The organism is Peribacillus sp. QJM3NY_7, assembly GCF_056173225.1.
Genome location: NZ_CM149663.1, coordinates 4,320,774 through 4,339,227 on the forward strand (window position 1 = coordinate 4,320,774; position 18,454 = coordinate 4,339,227).

Consider the following 18,454-nt stretch of genomic DNA (forward strand, 5'->3'; position numbering starts at 1 on the left):
TTACCTAAATTGATTTAAAAATTACAAAAATGGTTTATGATAAAATAATATATTAATTTAATAGGAGGAATTCTTAAATGGGCAAGTGGATTTTTCAAGGAAACCCAAAACATTTTGATTTAGATACATACTTCTTAGAAAATGAAGTCATAAACTGGTCAATCAGACAAAAGCAGTATTTGGATGAGATACAACAAAAAGATCAAGTCTTTATTTGGAGATCTGATGGCAGAATCAAAAATTCTGGCGGTGTAATCGCATTATGCGAAATTGTGTCAGAACCTTATGAAAATGAGGAGGATTTCAAGGTAGACTTAAAAGTACTCGAATGTCGTTTAACAGCAGAAGAACAAATGCTATTTCGTCATGAATTAAAAGAAATCCCAGATACAATGAACTTACAAATATTCAAAATCAGTCAAATGACAAACTACCGATTAACTGATGACGAATTCAATCGTCTCAAAAACTTATGGAATTCACCTTCAGAAATCCAAGATAGACTAAACCTTTCTACAACAGAAAAATTCCTTCATTTTTTTAAGGACGAAGCACAAAACTGGTTTTTGACGAATATTGAGTATTTACAAGAAAGCTATCAATTTTTCAATCAATTTAAAAAACAGGAAAACATACAAGCGATGGAATGGAAAGACATTCAGGAGTTGGGCAATCATATCAATGCTTTTCGAATGCCGCTTGCTAAGAAGCGAGCCCTCGGAAATATGAATGCTCCTATTGACCATTACCGAAAAAGCTTTGAATACCTCATTTACGGAAATGATTCCATCAAAGACCGAATTGATCGTTTTCTCTCTGATGGGGAATACAAGCTTTTTGGATTCGGAACAAGTGTTATCAGTGAATTAATAGGAAATCTTTTTCCAGAAGAATATTGTTTTTACAATCAAAGAGACAAAGTGGCAGCAGAAAATATCCTAGAACTGACTCCTAATTATTCACGCGGAGATTCCTTTGCGACCAAATTACTAAAATTCCAGATCTGCATGCAAGAAAATAAAATAGTGGACACATATCTTGAAATAGTCGGAAAGAGAACTAACCTGCCCATTTTTTATGAAATTGATCAATTCTTTAGTTTTCTATTTGAGAAATACGGGAAAATAGAATATCAAACTGAAGAGGATGATCTTCCACAATTTTGGCTATTAGCAGCTGGGGAAGGCAACTCGATGTGGAAGGATTTCCACCAAAATGAGCTAATAGCAATTGGCTGGGAAGAAATTAGTGACCTTAAACAATATAAAAGCAAGAGAGAAATAGCAGAAGCTTTAAAAGAAGCATTCCAGCTTGATCACAATCCTAATAATGATGCACTTGCCAACTATCAGTTCGCTCATGAAATGAAAATTGGCGATTATGTTTTTATCAAAAAAGGAATCAAACAGATTATTGCTTATGGAAAAATTGTTTCGGATTACAAATACGATCCAACACGTGAACGTTACCAATCATTGCGTAAGGTAGAATGGCTAGCAACTGGGGAATGGGAAATTGAAAATAATCAGTTGATCACCAAAACCCTAACAGATATCAGTCCCTATGAGGATTTTGTAAAAGAATTGTTAGATATGGTCGGAAGAGAAAAGTCTGTTTATCTAGAAAATGATACAACTATGCCTATTGTTATTGAAAAAGCTGCTCTCTATAATAGTGAGCAAATTCTCACAGAAGTTTTTATGGATGAAGAAACGATAGAGGAAATCCTTGAAACTCTTGATTATAAGAAAAATCTCATCCTCCAAGGGCCGCCAGGAGTAGGAAAAACCTTTATTGCTAAGCGACTTGCTTATCTACATTTGGGCACTAGGGATGATACGAAAATAGAAATGATTCAGTTTCATCAATCTTATTCTTATGAAGACTTTATTAGAGGTTATAAACCGAGTGCACAAGGGCACTTTTCTTTAAAGGATGGCATTTTTTACTCCTTCTGTAAAAAAGCGATTAATGATCCGGAAAGCAATTATTATATGATTATTGATGAAATTAATCGAGGAAACCTTTCGAAGATTTTCGGAGAACTAATGATGCTGATTGAAGCTGATAAACGAGGAAAGAAATATTCCGTAAAGCTTGCTTATAGTGAAGGTGAGGATACTTTTTATATTCCTAAAAACTTATATCTTATTGGAACAATGAACACTGCTGACCGTTCATTAGCCATGGTAGATTATGCCCTTCGTAGAAGATTCTCGTTTATTACTTTGGAACCGGCTTTCCATACAGAACAATTTGAAGAATATCTAATCAATAAAGGAATTAGTCAAGGATTTATCGATAAATTAACCACAACCATTAGTGAAATCAATCAGGAAATCATAAAAGATACTGTCAACCTGGGCAAAGGATATGAGATTGGACATAGTTATTTCTGCCCTACCTTCGAGCAGGTGGAGGATGAGCAAAAATGGTATGAACGGATTATTCGCTTAGAAATTGCCCCATTGCTTAGAGAGTATTGGTTTGATCAGGAGGATAAAGTAAATGGTCTCCTCTCCAGACTCTAACAAAATTCCAATTAAAAATCTCTATTATATGCTTTGCTATGCATGGGGACATTTAGCAGAGAAAGACTTTGCCAACATTTCTCGTGAAAATGAAAAGGATATGAAGCACCTTTTGACAAGGATTCTACTAGTTAAACTCCGATCCCTAATCAAAAAAGGGTTTTATAGAGAATACAAGAGCTATCAAGAGGAACTATCAAACTTAAGAGGAAGAATCCATTTTCAGGAATCTATTAATACTATTTCCTTTAAACGAGGAAAAATGCATTGTGAATTTGAAGATATGAGCCATGACATTCTCCACAACCAGATTATCAAGTCTACCCTGGTTAAATTGATCCAAAGTTCAAACTTAGATCCAACGCTTAAAGGGGAGGTTCGTCAACTATACCCGTATTTTGAAGGTAACAGTACTATTAAGCTTGATCCCCAAATTTTTTATAAGATCAAGCTCCACAGAAGTAACCAACATTATCGTTTTGTATTGGATATTTGTCGTTTTCTATTTGAATCGTTGTTAATGCATGAGGAAGGTCTAGAAACTACATTCGCAGATTTTGAAAGAGAACCAAAAGCGATGGCACGTCTTTTCGAGGAGTTCGTTCGCTCCTTTTATAAAATAGAGTTACCAGAATTCAAAGTTTACCGAGAAAACATTTATTGGGAAGCAGAGGGAGAAAACACCGCCTATCTCCCCCTCATGCAAACAGATATATCACTTGAAAATATTGAGTGGAAAATTATCATGGATACAAAATACTATCAAAACTCGCTTATACAAAACTGGGGATCTCAAAAACTAATTAGCGGAAATCTCTATCAGCTTTTTGCTTATTTAAGTAATCATAAAAAAGCTATAGGGAAGGAAACAGTAGGCATCCTACTGTATCCAAAAACCGGTAAGGCACTGAATCTCTCCTATGTAGTGAAGGGCTTTCCTATGAAAATTTTCACAGTGGATTTAAATAGCAACTGGGAATCTATCCATGAAAGGTTACTTGAAATAGTTGTATTAAGGTAGTAAAAAGAAGTCACTCATATTTATATTTCTGAACCAATAACTGCAAAGTCCGATTACAAATTTGTAATCGGACTTATAGTAATGACTATCTAGCCTTCCGCTCAAAGTGATAATACAGCCTATCCATACAAATATCCGTAATATTCTAAAAAATCTTTTGATCATCAGAGGTAACGTTAAAGTTCAGCTTAAAAATATTTCTTCAAAAGAAAATAACACTAGTCGAAATCAACTTACTAACTCCTACTTCATCTTACTCCCAAAGCTTTTTAGAGGATTTGTCTGCAAAGTAGATTTGTTTTCGATACTCTGTTTCAGTTAAGTAGTTAGGAAAGATCGGTGCCGTTAAATTAGAAGTGATCGGCCTGAACCAATTACCGTTCAATCGATTCTAAAAGATAATTCCAGCCCCACCTGTCGCAATACATGTTTGTTCAACTTTTAATGTATAGTCATCTTTACTGAATACATGTACATATTGATTCCATGTGACTGTTCCGATATCATTTATGGTATGAAATACAATGACGGGATAGCCTTCCCTATTGTAATAAAAATGAGGTTCTATTATATCAGGCTCTTTCTCAATCATTTCCCATTCATCATTAATGTTATAATCATATGATTCATCTCCTGGTTCCTCTTGAACTGGCAAGATAACATCTCTTCCCCAAGATGTCCCATGCCAATTAGCTCCAAACTCATGTAATTCATGATATACGATTGCCGCCTGTAAATAAGATAAAGGTGTTTTATCTCCTTCAATGACTTGCATAAAATCTGACAATGCATGAGCTGGTTTTGGAGCCGATAAGAAACCATCTAATTGCTTACAATCTACTACATCCTGTAACTCCTTTTTTTCAGGAATTGCCCATACGATTCCATTACCATTACCGCCGCCATCACTAAATTGATACGCCCTTAGTTTATAGCCACTTTGGATGCTTAGGTGAGAGAATCCCTTTACAACGGATTCAGGATTTGCAGGCGTTCTATACCATCCATAGTCGTCATCGTCATATTTTTCTACTTGTTTCATTTCTACGATCAAATTAGGTTTTGTTGCATAGCTTGGAAAACGTTGAATACAAAACTGCTGCTTATATATATTAATCAGCTCTTGAGCCATCATTGGTCTGTGTGATGAAATGAGTGGGCATGGGTGATAATATTCATTCTTTTTTTCATGTTTTTTTCCGAAAGAAGGAACATTTGTTTCTTTTATTAATTTAAGCCATTTCTCCTTAATTAATTGAAAGTTCTTCCACTTCTTTTCTTGTTTAACCCCCCATCCAAGAAGAATCCAAGGGTGCAATTTAAATTCGTTGATATTAACTAGCGGTTTTGTAATATCATATTCACCAGAATGGACAAGATTTTCAAAATGCTCTATTGCATCTTCCGACTTAGTATTTTGAAGATTAAAAATATTATAGATATGTAATCGACCTGAAATAGGCTTATTTTTACCGTAAATTCCTTCGATAACAGAGACTAACTGTTTCATAGTAGGATCTTCTGCCTTTATCCAACCACTGGCAGACCCCACTGCATTAAGTAACTGAGTTAATTCTTTATTTAGTGTAGCTGATCCTGGATTTTGTAAAAGACACGCTCCTATAGATTTTTCCGAATCCCCCCACTGAATGTAAGCTGATGTTCGATAAATATTTTCTCCCCTTTTAACAAATGATCCAAAAGCCTTTGGCTCCATCATGCTTAATCTCCTTTTTTACGATCGTAAATTATATGCTAAATCGATGTAAGGTTTAATTTGTTCAAAATTATCTACCCATTCTAATCTTATATAAGCTTCATGAGGATACTTTTCAATCTCATAGTCTGGCCTATGAAAGTTCCTACTCAGCATTTTATCTATCTCTTCTTGAATACTTAGACCTAATCTCTCCTCTTTCTTGCCGAAATGAAGAATAAAATGTCTTTGCCTTTGTATAGATAAAGTAGCAAATTTGGGCTTCCTTACTCTTTTATATCCTATCCCATCTTTCGTTCCTGCATCTTGTATATCTGGGTATCCTGATTCATTCCAGATATAGTCATGAATTTTTCTTGCTAACTTTTGAGCCTTAACCTTTTCAAACTGAAGAAAGAAATATTCATTTGTCTTTGTTCCACCTATACAATTAATAACACAGAATTCTTCAAACTGTTCCAATAAGAAGCATGTTAATACATCATTTGACTGTTTAAACAATTGATATTGTTCCTGTAAAAAGTTCCTCATATCACTCCAGGTCAAAATAATATTTTTTTCAACCTTTTGATTTATAGCAAATCTTTTTTTATGACCTTCCAGCTGGTTAATTTCTAAGTAAGAATTTATTCCTATCTTCGTTTCTATTAAAATAGAAATATTTTCTGATAAAATTGCTCCATCGGGAATATAATATTTCTTCATTTGTAAGTTATTTATCATGTTTTTAGTTTCTGCAATTCCTATTACAACAGCTTGTGGAGTCTTGCGATGAAGCTCATTAGAGACTTGATACATGTACTCAAAAGTATCATTTTCATTTCCGTTTAACCCTAACCATTTTGTCAGTTTCATGGTAAGAGTTGGTGAAGAATTTTGTAAAACATTAACAAATGCCTTCGTGGTATTATTTTCTATTTGTAAATGTTTAGTGTCTTCGGCGCCTTTTATCGATGGTCCACGATAATAATGAAAAATATTTTTATAAATAGACATTCTTATCACCTTAAAACTTTGAGATTTGAATTTTGAAAGTTCAAAAACGTGTCACACCATTTAAAGCTGTTTTTTAATATTTAGTCTTATATAATCAAAGAAATTTAAGTGTACATTTGCAACATTTCTACAAATCATTTTAAACTCTTCAACTTTCTAACGTAATATATGATAAGTCTTTATCACTTAAAGTAATTGTCGAAATAATATTTTCTTCTCTTGAACCTCCCCTCCTATATATTTTGTATTTTTGAACTAATCCCATTTTCCCATTTATAATTAGTTAATTCAAACTCGCAATCTCTAATATGAGCCTGAGTTTTTTGTAGTCTTCCGGTAGTTTCGTTTATTACATGTCCATACACCCCTTCTCCTCGAGGTGCTATTTTAGTTACATAGAATAACCTTCCAACTATTCCGGAGCCATGATCATTTGCAGGCCTTTTCTTACACCTTCTAACATTAATTACAACAGAACCTACGACTGTTGATGACTTGATATTACATTCTGTACACATGTAATTCCTCCTATTTATATCCACCATTTACCAACCTTATTATATCAGATCTTCTATATTTCTAGATATAATCCAACCTCATAATGAACCTCTCAATAACAAAAGATTGCCTCTTATCCTTTTAAAGAGAACAATCTCATTTTTTGCTACTAATCGATTTAAACCAAACCCAAACTAAAGATATAAGAAAGCCTGCTGACGTGAATATGCGGTTGATTGTTCCTCCTTCTTCATATGCTCGCTGCATCATCGTTGAAAATGGCGGCAAGAGCACCTATAAGACAGTAGGACCCAAAAGACTGCATTCCACATGTTTTTTTCTTCATATCCTTTTTATGGGATAGAACAAAGCATAATGTTGTGAAACAGAGCATTGTGCATGAGAAGAGGTTGAAAAAACCACCATACAAAGGTATAGTGGTTCACAGCAAACCAAGCACTTCTCTAAATACATCCCATAATTATAAAACCCACCTGAGAACTGGCATTTACAAACATATACTCATCATTTGCTACTGGATCTACTAGGCGATTAGTTTTGAAAAAGGCCGTCTTTTTGTATAATTTGAGGGGCTTTTTAATGTTTTTCTTCTACATTTTCCTTTTTTGATTCCACAATATTAGATATATTCTAACAAAACTATTAGACTCTGTCCGGGATGCGTTACCAAATTGAATTGCAGTGTCTTTTCGGACTAAAATATTTCATCATACGATCAAAAACTTTTCCTGGATATTTAAGAGACATGCTTTCCCTTCTATTTAAAAATATGCAATCCTATTATTTTGGACTTTTAGTATGCATCAAAAGTAAAAGGCATTTAAAAACCTCAAGAATAAAAGCATGCCTTATTCCAATTAGACATGCTTTTATGAATTACTCTATATTCTTTGCTTCCTTAACACACTTAGCTATATCTTTATAACCTGGTGTTCTTAATAGCAATCTCTTATAATCCCCAACTAGACTTTTTAGGATAGGTGTAGAATCTACCTTACCTAATTGCTCCCATTGTAAAAAAGAATTAATATCTCCACTACTTATGAACTTAGGTTCTTTTGTATAGGAGTTTTCTCCACCCGATATCATGTATTCATCTATAACTTGAATTGCATTTTCTTGTAATTCTCTAAATACAATAATATTTTCAGGCCTATAGAAGTTAATGATACATTTTGTATAGTAGTGTTTATCAGTATAGTATTCACCAAGGTCAGCTTTTAAAATTACATCTTTTAATAACTCTATAAATACCATGAAGTATAAATATCTTGTCTGACCTCTTGTTGATTTCTCAGCACCTTTTCCAAATTTGAACCTTTCTGCTTCTTTACTGACTATGTTAGCAGCATATAAATCATTTAAGCCAAATTGCTTATCATTAACAATTTGCTTAAATATGGTTCCACCCGGGGAAAATGGGGGATTTTTCCCGAATGCCAACCCCGCTTCACCTAGCCATCCTGATGAGTATACTTTTAATAGGTCAAAACAGTTTACATGTTCTTCAAAAAAGGGAGTGATTGTAGGATTCTGTTTTTGGAGTGCCTTTCTGGAATCCCAGCCACCCCTTTGAGTTCTTTGTATCAAGGGAAACAACAATAAAATGCTCACGATCCTTGTCCTCAAGGAACATTTTTAGCAATTTGTAGCCATCCTCTGGAGTACGTACTGATCGTTCCCTGTAGAGCAGACTTGATTCCTTTACCAGTTTTAGAGATATAATATTAATTCGTTTTGCCGGAGGGTTCGTTCTGTCCATTGTTCCTTGGACATCTTTTGGCTTGTAAAGCTTTTTGGGCATACTTACATTCTCCTTGGTCATATTTTTTTGACAAAATAGAACCTCTATCCTAAATGGGATAGAGGTTCTAAATTTTGATTTGATAATTTCATATCAAATTAATAATATATAATTATTTTTAAATATAATACAATTTTATACATTCTGTTTTGTTGGCAGCCGCTGCATTAATAATATTGCTCGATATAGCTATAAGCCTTATCGAATACTTCTTTATCCTTAATCTTGTACTTGATCCAGATGACACTGCGAAGCGCCTTCTTAACTTCATTCTTACCTGCAGTAGTTCTTTGCCAGCCATCGAAACGTACAATCTTTACGATGTCGTCGATATCGGCTACGATACGCTCAACAATGGCAGGAGTATTTTCATTCTTAACGCCTTTAAAGAGCTCTGTAAGAGCAGCTTTACCACGGTCGATTTCCTCTTCAGGCACAACTTCCTTCTCTGCCTGCGCTGCCTCTCTTGCAAGTTCAAGCAGGAGTTTCAGGAACTCAATGCTAGTAATCAAGCCCTGTTCATGGCGATTACGTAGTACTTCAAGCTTCTCGCCAAGTTTAACAAATTTAGGGTCATTAGTATGTTCACGAATCTTAGCAACCAGGTCGATTTCTACCTTCATGGCTGTCTTTCTAACATCTTTCTGCTTACGGATAAACTCGTCTATCAGGTTTGCATCAAGCGTAAGGATATCAAGGTCATCATGAACCTGGCCAACTTCGATGTTTGCGTGAACGAGCTCCAATGTCTTAGCACCTAGAGCAGCCCATACAAGCGCACCACGATTGTCCGTCGGCTTTACAGACTCATAAACTTTACTAAGCCATACATAGTCGAATTTGTATTTATTAAGGAATGGATCAGGGGACAGCGCATCCCAGGCTCTATTCAGAACACGGTAATCTGCTGCGAACGCATCCTTATCTTTATTTGTAGGAATACACTCCTGTGCTGCAAGTAAGCCTTCCCAGCCTTCAACAGTACGGTCAACACCCATAAAGTAACTTAGGCACTTTCTAAGAAGCGCAGGAACCTGCTTCTTGACTTCTTCGATATTAGTAATAACTTTCTTCATGCTGGCTTCATCGAAGTCCAAAGCCTTAGCGACATTATCAAAAATACCGATGTAGTCTACAATCAGTCCATGTGTCTTGCCTTCATCATAAGTACGGTTTGTACGGCAGATGGCCTGTAGAAGGTTATGATCCTTCATCGGCTTATCCAAATACATCGCTTGAAGAATAGGGGCATCAAACCCTGTTAAAAGCTTTGCAGTTACTATAACCAACTTCAGAGGATTGCTCTTGTCACGGAACTGATCCAAAACCTTTGCTTCCTCATCACGACTGCGGCGATACTTCTTATAACGGTCTTCCTTATCATTGTTGGTATCCATAACGATTGTGGTTGCTTCAGGAGGAAGCAGCTTATCTAGCTCTTCCTTGTACATAAGGCAGCTCTCACGATCGTATACAACAATTTGGCCTTTATACCCGTTAGGCTCAATCTTCTCTTTGTAATGCTTTACGATATGCTCACAAACCTTTCGGATACGCTTAGGGTCATACATAATGGCCTTCATATTTACGCGTTTAGAAAGCTCTGCACGGTCAGCATCTGAAAGCGTTTCTGTAAGAGCACCAAACTCAGCATTTACTTTATCCTTGTCAACATGGAGATCAACTGGAACCGGCTCGAAGTTAAGCGGTAGAGTCGCATTATCTCTGATGGAATCAGAGAAGGTATATTTGCTCAAATATCCACTCCTATCTTCGGTTGCGCCAAAGGTACGGAATGTATTCTTATCAATACGGTTAATAGGCGTACCAGTAAGTCCGAAGAAGAATGCATTTGGTAGAGCTGCACGCATCTTTTCACCGAGATCACCTTCTTGAGTTCGATGAGCCTCGTCGACCATGATAATTATGTTATCTCTAGGATTAAGAACGCCCTCAACATCGCCAAAGCGGTAAATAGTCGTAATAGCAATTTTACGAATGTCTTGCTTGAAGAAGTTCTCAACCTCTTCTTTCGAAGTAAGTGACACTAGGTTAGGAACATCTGAAGCATTAAAGGTTGCTGTAATCTGTGTTTCCAGATCAAGACGATCATCAACGATTACCACAGTTGGATTCTTAAGCTCAGGAATCATACGAAGCTTCTGTGCCGCAAATACCATCAACAATGACTTACCAGAGCCCTGGAAATGCCAGATAAGGCCTTGCTTAGGATATCCAGCAACAACACGCTGCACGATTAGGTTTGCTCCCTCATACTGCTGATAACGGCAGATGATCTTGTACTTTACATGCTTCTTATCTGTTGCAAAAAGGGTAAAGAATTGGAAAATATCCATAATCTTCTCAGGAGTAATCATATCTCCTAAACTAACTTTAACATCGGCAAGACTGCCTTCTGACCTATGGTCAGGAGTATGCCAAGGTCCCCACATATTGATAGGCATTCCTACAGAACCATAGCGATAGCACTTACCTTCAGTTGCGAAGTTAAATACATTAGATACGAACATCTCAGGGATGCTCTTTTCGTAGGAAGCTATATCGCTAGCAGCGTCTAACCAGGTTATCGCATTGCGCACAGGAGTCTTGAGCTCACCTATAGCAATTGGGAAGCCATTGATTAGAAGAACAATGTCAAGACGTTTACCACCTTCTGCCTGTGGATACACCCACTGATTAGTAACGACATATTCATTCAGGGTCATATCTTCCTTAGTCATAGCTCCAAAGAAACGAATCGGAACCATTCGTCCATCCCTACCAAATGGGTACGAATTTTCTTCGAAAACCTTCTTCTTAAAAGACTCATTTTGTGAAACAAGATTGTCTGCTGGAAACGGCATCATCAATGCACGCATCTTATATATGACCTCATCTGCACGTGACGGTTCTTCTGCTATTTCCGGATTCAGACGAATTAAAGCATCCTTTACCATGGACTCAACCATTACATCGGAATAGTCACGGGGGAGATCCTCTGCAGGGATGTACTTCCATCCGTTATTCTTCAGAGTAGTGATTAGCATCTGCTCAATTGTATTATCTTCATTAAACTGTGGCATCACATTTCCTCCCTAAACTTATTCAGCTATTGATTGTTTCATCATCGCCGTCACCAGTGCATTGATGCTTTCTATTGAATGGTTAATCTCAATTTTTGATTTTTCGCAGGATTCTACGAAACTTACAAATTCCTCCTGAAGTTCAATAGGTGGTAATATACAAGGAAACTGTCTAAGTGTTTTCATAGGCATTCTTGGCATTTGTGCTCCTCCAGAAATATCATTTGAATACTTAACAAATTCATCACCCCTTAAGAGACTTGATAAGAAAAACTTGTTAAGTTTCGTTTCGTTAGGTTTCAATGTAACTAACTCTGTCGTGGCGTATCCACTACCATCTGGTACAATCACCTTGTTTAAATAAGGTCTTAGCTTAGAGTAAAGCACCATCGTATCATCAAAAGTCGATGTAGATGATCCAATCTCATCAGCTGGTGCCCATACTTTGTTTATCAATTTGCCACTGTTCGACTCTATCATATCTAGATTAAGCCACCAGTACATATCAGCTTCCGGAATTTCCGCAGCGGTTACAGGGGCAACCTTAGACAGCGGCTCAGTTTTCCAACCTCGGTCATTCTCTATAGGATCACCAAACATTTCAATGAACTGAGATTTTTCAAGTTCATGAGTTTGATTAAGAAGCTTTGCATACGCTGATTTTGTATCTGTTGCTGCCCACAAAATATTAGATAGCGAGTTTTGCTCATTCTCATCTGGCAAATCAAACTCATACTGTAAAAGTATCTTAGGTGATAACCGTTTAGACATAGTGCCATCAGAATACCTATCAGCATAATCCCAAAATTCTTCTGTATTTAGCACAAAGGGAAGAAGTCTGCCTATAAGTTTATCTTTAGCTCGCAACACTATAGAATCACCGGAGGTCAGTCCATTAAAAAATACAACTGAAGCTCTCCTAAGATAAACGTTTCTACGAGCTACCAAGATATCCCCGGATTGAAACACTTTCATGGCTGAATTTAAATTAGTAGTGCTACCATACTTTTTAATTTCTACTTCCCCAGTTACATAATGCTCCAACCCCACAAAACGCTCATAACCAGATGTAGATGGATTACTCACTCTTTCAGATATTTCTTTTACAACATCTCCTAATTTATAACGAATCACCGCTCTCACCATCCTTTAACCTGTGTACAATAGATTCAATTCCTGCTTTTAATGCGATACTGCTTTCCTGCCATTGATAAATCACTTCATCAAGTTTTTCTTCACTTAATGATTCTTCCACGGCACCACGTACGTATAGCGAAATGCTTAATCTGTTCTTATTATTCTGGATCTCTGGAATTGACGCTATTGAAGAATGACCTGGAATTTCAGTAAAATCATTGTATATCTTTGCGATTTTTTGGATATGGCCTTCTTCTAAGTAGCTCTGTGCATTCTTCCTTGTCACTTCTTCACGAGCATTAATAAAAAGGACTCTACCCATTCTTTCCGCAGGCTTCTTGGTTCTACAGATAACAATACACGCTTCCATAGGGGAGTTAAAAAACAGGTTTTTACCTATGCCTATTACACACTCTACTAAATCTAATTTAACAAGTTTTTCTCGCATACTCATTTCCTCATCACGAAACAATACCCCATGAGGGAAGAGAATTGCGCAACGCCCGGTATCTTTCTTTAGGCTTTTAAGAATGTGCTGAAAAAAAGCATAATCCGCGCGACTTTGTGGTGGTGTTCCAAGAAAATTGCGTCCATATTTATCACTTTCAAATGCAGTACGGTCCCACTGTTTAATAGAGTATGGCGGATTCGCCAGGACTAAATCAAATTGCTTCAACTTTCCATTATCAGTAAGTGCTGGTGTACTTAAAGTATCAGCATTAGCGATATTAAAATCCTTTATTCCATGAAGGAATAAATTCATTCGACCAATTGCTGCCGTCAAAGAATTGATTTCCTGCCCAAAAACTGATACATTTCGCCACTCTTTATTATTTTTCTTAAGATAAGCAATCGATGATATAAGCATTCCCGCACTACCGCTGGTTGGATCATAAATCGACTCTCCTGGTTCAGGATTTAACATTTCTGTCATTAAATGAACCACTGTACGGTTTGTATAAAATTCTTGCGCTGTATGACCACTGTCATCTGCAAACTTTCTTATTAAATATTCATATCCTTGCCCAAGTTCATCTTCTGGACAATTAGCAAGCGACAATATTTTACTGCTAAAATGCTCTATCAAATCTTTTAACAATCTATCCGGCAATCTATTTTTATTTGTCCATGAGGCGTCTCCAAATATGCCTTGTAATTTCTCAGAATTTGCTTTTTCGATACTTCTAAAGGCCTTGACAATTGCTTTCCCTACATCTGATGATGTGTTCCTCACATCATTCCAATGCGCTCCTTCAGGAACAATAAAATTATGGTTTTCAGGGAAGCTCAGTGCTTCTTTATCTCCGTTGTATTCTTCAAGAATTTGCTCACATTCTTCATCAAATACATCACAGATACGCTTAAAAAATAATAACGGAAAAATATACTGTTTATATGAACCTGCGTCTATACTGGTCCTTAGTAATACTGCCGAACCCCACAGGTAAGATTTAAGCTCATCTAAAGTGATTTTACTGCTCATTGATGAAACCTCCTTCAATTAAAAGGCTTTTGAGATGTTCCTCTGCGTTTTTAACTTCATCAATCGCGTCAAAGTATGCAGTTTTGACCACCTCTGGTGATACTACAACTTGCCTTGTTTTCTCAATATATTTAGCGACGGCTAAAGAGTAATCACCGTCTTCTAAATCTTTAAGTGTAACAATCTTTGCATAGTCAACTTCATCTTGATATGCAGAAAATAAATTGTACACTTTGGCAATATCTTCATCTTTCATAATCTTTTGAGCGCGTAGAGGCGTATACATTTTTGAAGCATCAATAAGACAAATACGTCCTCTATGTTCTACCGGCTTATTATTATTTAATAGTAGGATACACGCTGAAACCGTTGTGCTGTAAAATACGCCTCCTACAAGCGTAATAACGCATTCAAGTTTATCAGACTTAATAAGCTGTTCTCTAATTCTTCCTGCTTTGCCTTCATGGAACAAAACTCCCTGTGGTAAAACAACAGCACATTTTCCATTTTTCGAATCCATTGACTTTACCATATGTTGAAGCCAAGCCAAATCAGCACTAGAATCAGATGGGCAGCCCCACATATTACGACCATATTTGTCTGACTCAAATTGTTCGGCGCCCCACTTATCAAGAGAGAAGGGAGGATTAGCAATCACATTGTTAAAGGTTTGAAGCTTACCTTGTTCTATGAAGGCAGGCTGTCTCAAAGTATCACCTTGAACAATCTTGAAATCATGTGCGCCATGAAGGAACAAATTCATCCTAGAAATAGCCGATGTAGAAAGATTTTTCTCTTGGCCATACATTTTACCGTAGGTCATTTGCTTATCACCAATGTGACGAATTGCTTCAATAAGCATACCTCCTGTTCCACAGGCCGGATCGTAAACGGTATCGCCAGCTTTTGGGTCAAGAAGCGAAACCATTAGCTTTACAATAGAACGAGGTGTATAGAACTCACCAGCATTCTTCTTTGAAAGGTCTGCGAACTTCTTGATAAGGAACTCATAAGCATCGCCCATTACATCTGCTGAATAATTCTTGTTTCCAACCTTGAGCTTTGACATGTGCTCAACAAGGTCCTTAAGTCTTTCGTCTGTGAGTTTCGTTTTATCTGTCCAGGTTGCATCATCGAAACTAGAGAACACTCCGCTCAGAGACTCTGGATTAGCACGTTCGATTCCATTCATTGCTATCACAATAGCTTTTCCGACATTTTCACTCACTACGCGAACATCGCTCCAATGACAACCTTCAGGAATTATGAAACTATGATTTTCAGGGAAGGATGCATACTCTTCATCCCCACCAGAAGCTTCTAAAGCATCTTGTGTTTCTTCGTCATACACGTCACTAATTCTTTTGAAAAAGAGTATTGGCGTTACATAGCTTTTGTACTCATCCTGATTTATAGGGCCTCGCAGAATATTACAGGCTTCAAAAAGATGGGCAAATAGCTGTTGGCTCGTTGTCTCTTCAACTGTAGGAATTGAATCTTTTAAGTCTTTATCTGCTGTTTCTAAAGAGGACTGTATCATAGCGTTTCGATCTCCTGTCGCAACCTTAGTTTCTTTGCTTCTTTCAATGCCAACACTACCATCGGCATTTACTTTTTCCATCTTTGATGGATACTTGTTTTCAAACTCTACCAATATCTTAAGTAAACGCTCATCAAGGAAGGTCAGAGCGTGCTTTCTGATTTCTGTAGGTATTCCGTAGTAGGCTTCTGCTATGCCTCCTGTAATGGCAGTAAGAGTGTCGCTGTCACCACCGATTGATACTGCATTACGGATTGCATCCTCAAAATCCTCAGATTCAAAAAATGCCTCCAATGCTTGAGGTACTGTATCTTGACAGCTCTCGTTAAACTCATAACTATCGCGAATCCCATCAAGCGTAAAGTTCAGCGGGTAGTAGTTCTTCGTTATGTAGTCACGAATCTCAAGTAGGTTCTTTCCGGAGCGAGCAAGGAAGATAGCAACTGCTGTTGCTTCAGCCCCTTTTAAACCCTCCGGATGATTGTGAGTTACTTCTGTTACTGCTTTAGATAGCTTTTTAGCTTCTTCCAAGCTGTTTGCAACGAAACCACACGCGCTGACACGCATTGCAGCCCCATTTCCATAGCTTCCATACGGTGTTGGATTATTAGAATGTATCCAATCTTTAAATCGACCACCATATCCGCAATTCGGATAGCGCCTTCCGATACCTTGCATATACTTCACAGCATTTTCAGACAGGTCACTATAATCTACATTGCTTTCTAACAGGGCTTTAGCTATTGCCAAAGACATGATGGAATCATCTGTAACACTGCATTTATAAGTTAAGAAGTCAAACTGCTTGCTCCTGTTATTATTCCATTCGAAACGGGAACCGACGATGTCCCCGATAATAGCTCCTAACATAGTGACACCTCCAATTAAAATTCTCGTAGTTTATCTACGACCTCATTCCAGTGCTTTTCAGCAGCTGCGATGGTTTCCTTATAGATTGTCAACTCTTTTGTGTATTCATCAGCCTTCTTTTGCTGTTCTTCGATAGAGGGAAGAGGTATTTCTAAGGCATTCAAGTCTTTGTAGCTGATGTTAATTATTGTACTTCCTTGTTGCACACCACTTATCATCTTTTCGCCCAGCGGGCTATCTAGGAACAGTTTTAAATAAGTACTGTTAAGCATCTTAGTTTCCGGACGAATCACAATGATATTTGATGAAGCGATGCAAGGATAACTCTGCTCATGGAAGATGGCAGTTCTGATTGCTGTACCTCTTGCAGGTATGAGCACATCGCCTTCTTTAAGCAAGTAATTTGTAATCTTACGTTCTTCTTCATCAAAGTGATCAAGGCTATCATAATCGATGTCGTATTCTCTTATATTTGAGATGTTTACAACACCAATGCTTCCGTTTGGATCTTTCTTTGATACTGATTTTCCACGGAAAATTTCTGCGACATCTCCCATTGCCATTTTACGAACAGAAGACTCTTGGAATTTAAGCCACTCTTCATCTTGCTGTGAGAAGATTTTGTTTATATTCCAGTCACCAAGTTCCTCAAGCTCATCTGACATTACAAAAGTTTCTTCTTCTATAACAAGTTCGTCAGCTGTATCACGTCTGTTTTTACGATTCTCAGATTTGTAGCGACGAACTATTACATCATCATCACCCGGCTTAGTATTAACAACATCAATGAGGTAAGTTTTAATTCCCGTTCCTTCAAAGGTTCCCTCCGGAAGCTCAGCAATTTCCTTAACACGGTAAGTCTGCTGCACAAACCTCCTAAGCTCACCGTTCTTTCCCTGAGCATATGTGATTCTTGCTGGCATCGTGATTACAAGTTCGCCACCACCAGTTGTATGAAGAAGCAGGTTTTCAAGTGCTACAGCATCTTGATCTCTGCACATGAAATTCTCATCTTCTGCAAGGTTTCTTGTTCCAAAGTTAGGAACAGAGAATATTAGGTCGTAGCGGTTGTTTGTAAAGCCATACTGATATATGCCGGCATTTAATATCTCTACATTCTTGTATCCAGCAAAAATCCTGTTAATTACATGAAGGCTGATTGTACTTTCAGTTGTGATGGTGAAGTTGCAACCGGGATGTTCATCAACAAGCCTCTTTAAGTTAGGGATGAATTTTTCACCTTCAGCAATAAGAACTGTATCTGAATCAAGCTTGAAGCGACTATTGTACTCATTAAACAGTGCGTTAGATAATGCTATGTATCTAAATCCTCTGGAGCTCTCCGCCATCATGATCTCCCACTCGAAATCTCCCGTCAAATCACCGTAGGCATTATATACTCTGACAAATTGTGCCTTGTCCTTAAACGGATTAACAATGTGGAGCCTATCAGCCACAGAGAGCATCGTCTCATAGATTCGACCTTCTGATTCATCTGATATTTCTCTGCTAAGGCACTCTTCCTTAGTTTCATCCACAAGAAGTGCAGCAGGGACGTAGGAGTCGATCCCCATATACCCTCTGAAAAGATTCATATATTCAAAGGTAGCTTTTTCGTTTTCTTTAACCATGATTTATACCTCCCAACGCTCAATAACATCTTTAACTACATTAAGAATATCACACCAGAATTACATTGTAAATATCCGTTTAAAATTTTGGTATTGAAATACCAAAATATTTTACAAATATA

General features: G+C 37.1%; 11 protein-coding genes and 1 pseudogene. 2 read left to right on the top strand and 10 right to left on the bottom strand.

Annotated elements, in window-relative coordinates:
* Window positions 1-77: 77 nt before the first annotated feature.
* Entirely contained in the window at window positions 78-2,531 is a 2,454-nt protein-coding gene (locus AC0VX1_RS20745) for an AAA family ATPase (protein WP_475468684.1), read from the top strand.
* Window positions 2,509-3,552: a 5-methylcytosine-specific restriction endonuclease system specificity protein McrC gene (gene mcrC, locus AC0VX1_RS20750; protein ID WP_475468685.1), complete on the top strand. Its 1,044-nt coding sequence runs from the start codon at window positions 2,509-2,511 to the stop codon at window positions 3,550-3,552. Before AC0VX1_RS20745 ends, mcrC begins: the two co-directional genes overlap by 23 nt.
* Window positions 3,553-3,943: 391 nt before the next feature.
* On the opposite strand, the gene AC0VX1_RS20755 is transcribed toward mcrC, so the two are convergent.
* The 10 genes and pseudogenes from AC0VX1_RS20755 to AC0VX1_RS20800 form a co-directional block, all read right to left on the bottom strand.
* Window positions 3,944-5,272, bottom strand: a complete 1,329-nt coding sequence (locus AC0VX1_RS20755; RefSeq protein ID WP_475468687.1) for a hypothetical protein — start codon at window positions 5,270-5,272, stop codon at window positions 3,944-3,946.
* Between the two features lie 15 nt (window positions 5,273-5,287).
* Entirely contained in the window at window positions 5,288-6,265 is a 978-nt protein-coding gene (locus AC0VX1_RS20760) for a hypothetical protein (RefSeq protein WP_475468689.1), read from the bottom strand.
* 233 nt (window positions 6,266-6,498) lie between these two features.
* Complete coding sequence (locus tag AC0VX1_RS20765; RefSeq protein WP_475468691.1) at window positions 6,499-6,783, bottom strand: hypothetical protein; 285 nt, start codon at window positions 6,781-6,783, stop codon at window positions 6,499-6,501.
* Window positions 6,784-7,660: 877 nt separating this feature from the next.
* Window positions 7,661-8,227, bottom strand: coding sequence for a hypothetical protein (locus tag AC0VX1_RS20770; RefSeq protein WP_475468693.1), 567 nt, complete (start codon window positions 8,225-8,227; stop codon window positions 7,661-7,663).
* Window positions 8,228-8,360: 133 nt separating this feature from the next.
* Window positions 8,361-8,546, bottom strand: a pseudogene (locus tag AC0VX1_RS20775) (DNA repair protein RadC); the annotation flags it as partial.
* Window positions 8,547-8,755: 209 nt separating this feature from the next.
* Window positions 8,756-11,671 (bottom strand): type I restriction endonuclease subunit R, encoded by a 2,916-nt coding sequence (locus AC0VX1_RS20780; protein WP_475468695.1) that lies wholly within the window; start codon window positions 11,669-11,671, stop codon window positions 8,756-8,758.
* Window positions 11,672-11,689: 18 nt separating this feature from the next.
* Entirely contained in the window at window positions 11,690-12,805 is a 1,116-nt protein-coding gene (locus tag AC0VX1_RS20785; RefSeq protein WP_475468697.1) for a restriction endonuclease subunit S, read from the bottom strand.
* Complete coding sequence (locus tag AC0VX1_RS20790; protein ID WP_475468699.1) at window positions 12,792-14,291, bottom strand: type I restriction-modification system subunit M; 1,500 nt, start codon at window positions 14,289-14,291, stop codon at window positions 12,792-12,794. The genes AC0VX1_RS20785 and AC0VX1_RS20790 overlap by 14 nt, the downstream gene beginning before the upstream one ends.
* Window positions 14,281-16,701, bottom strand: coding sequence for an N-6 DNA methylase (locus tag AC0VX1_RS20795; RefSeq protein ID WP_475468701.1), 2,421 nt, complete (start codon window positions 16,699-16,701; stop codon window positions 14,281-14,283). The genes AC0VX1_RS20790 and AC0VX1_RS20795 overlap by 11 nt, the downstream gene beginning before the upstream one ends.
* Window positions 16,702-16,715: 14 nt before the next feature.
* Window positions 16,716-18,332, bottom strand: a complete 1,617-nt coding sequence (locus AC0VX1_RS20800) for a restriction endonuclease subunit S (RefSeq protein WP_475468703.1) — start codon at window positions 18,330-18,332, stop codon at window positions 16,716-16,718.
* Window positions 18,333-18,454: the final 122 nt, after the last annotated feature.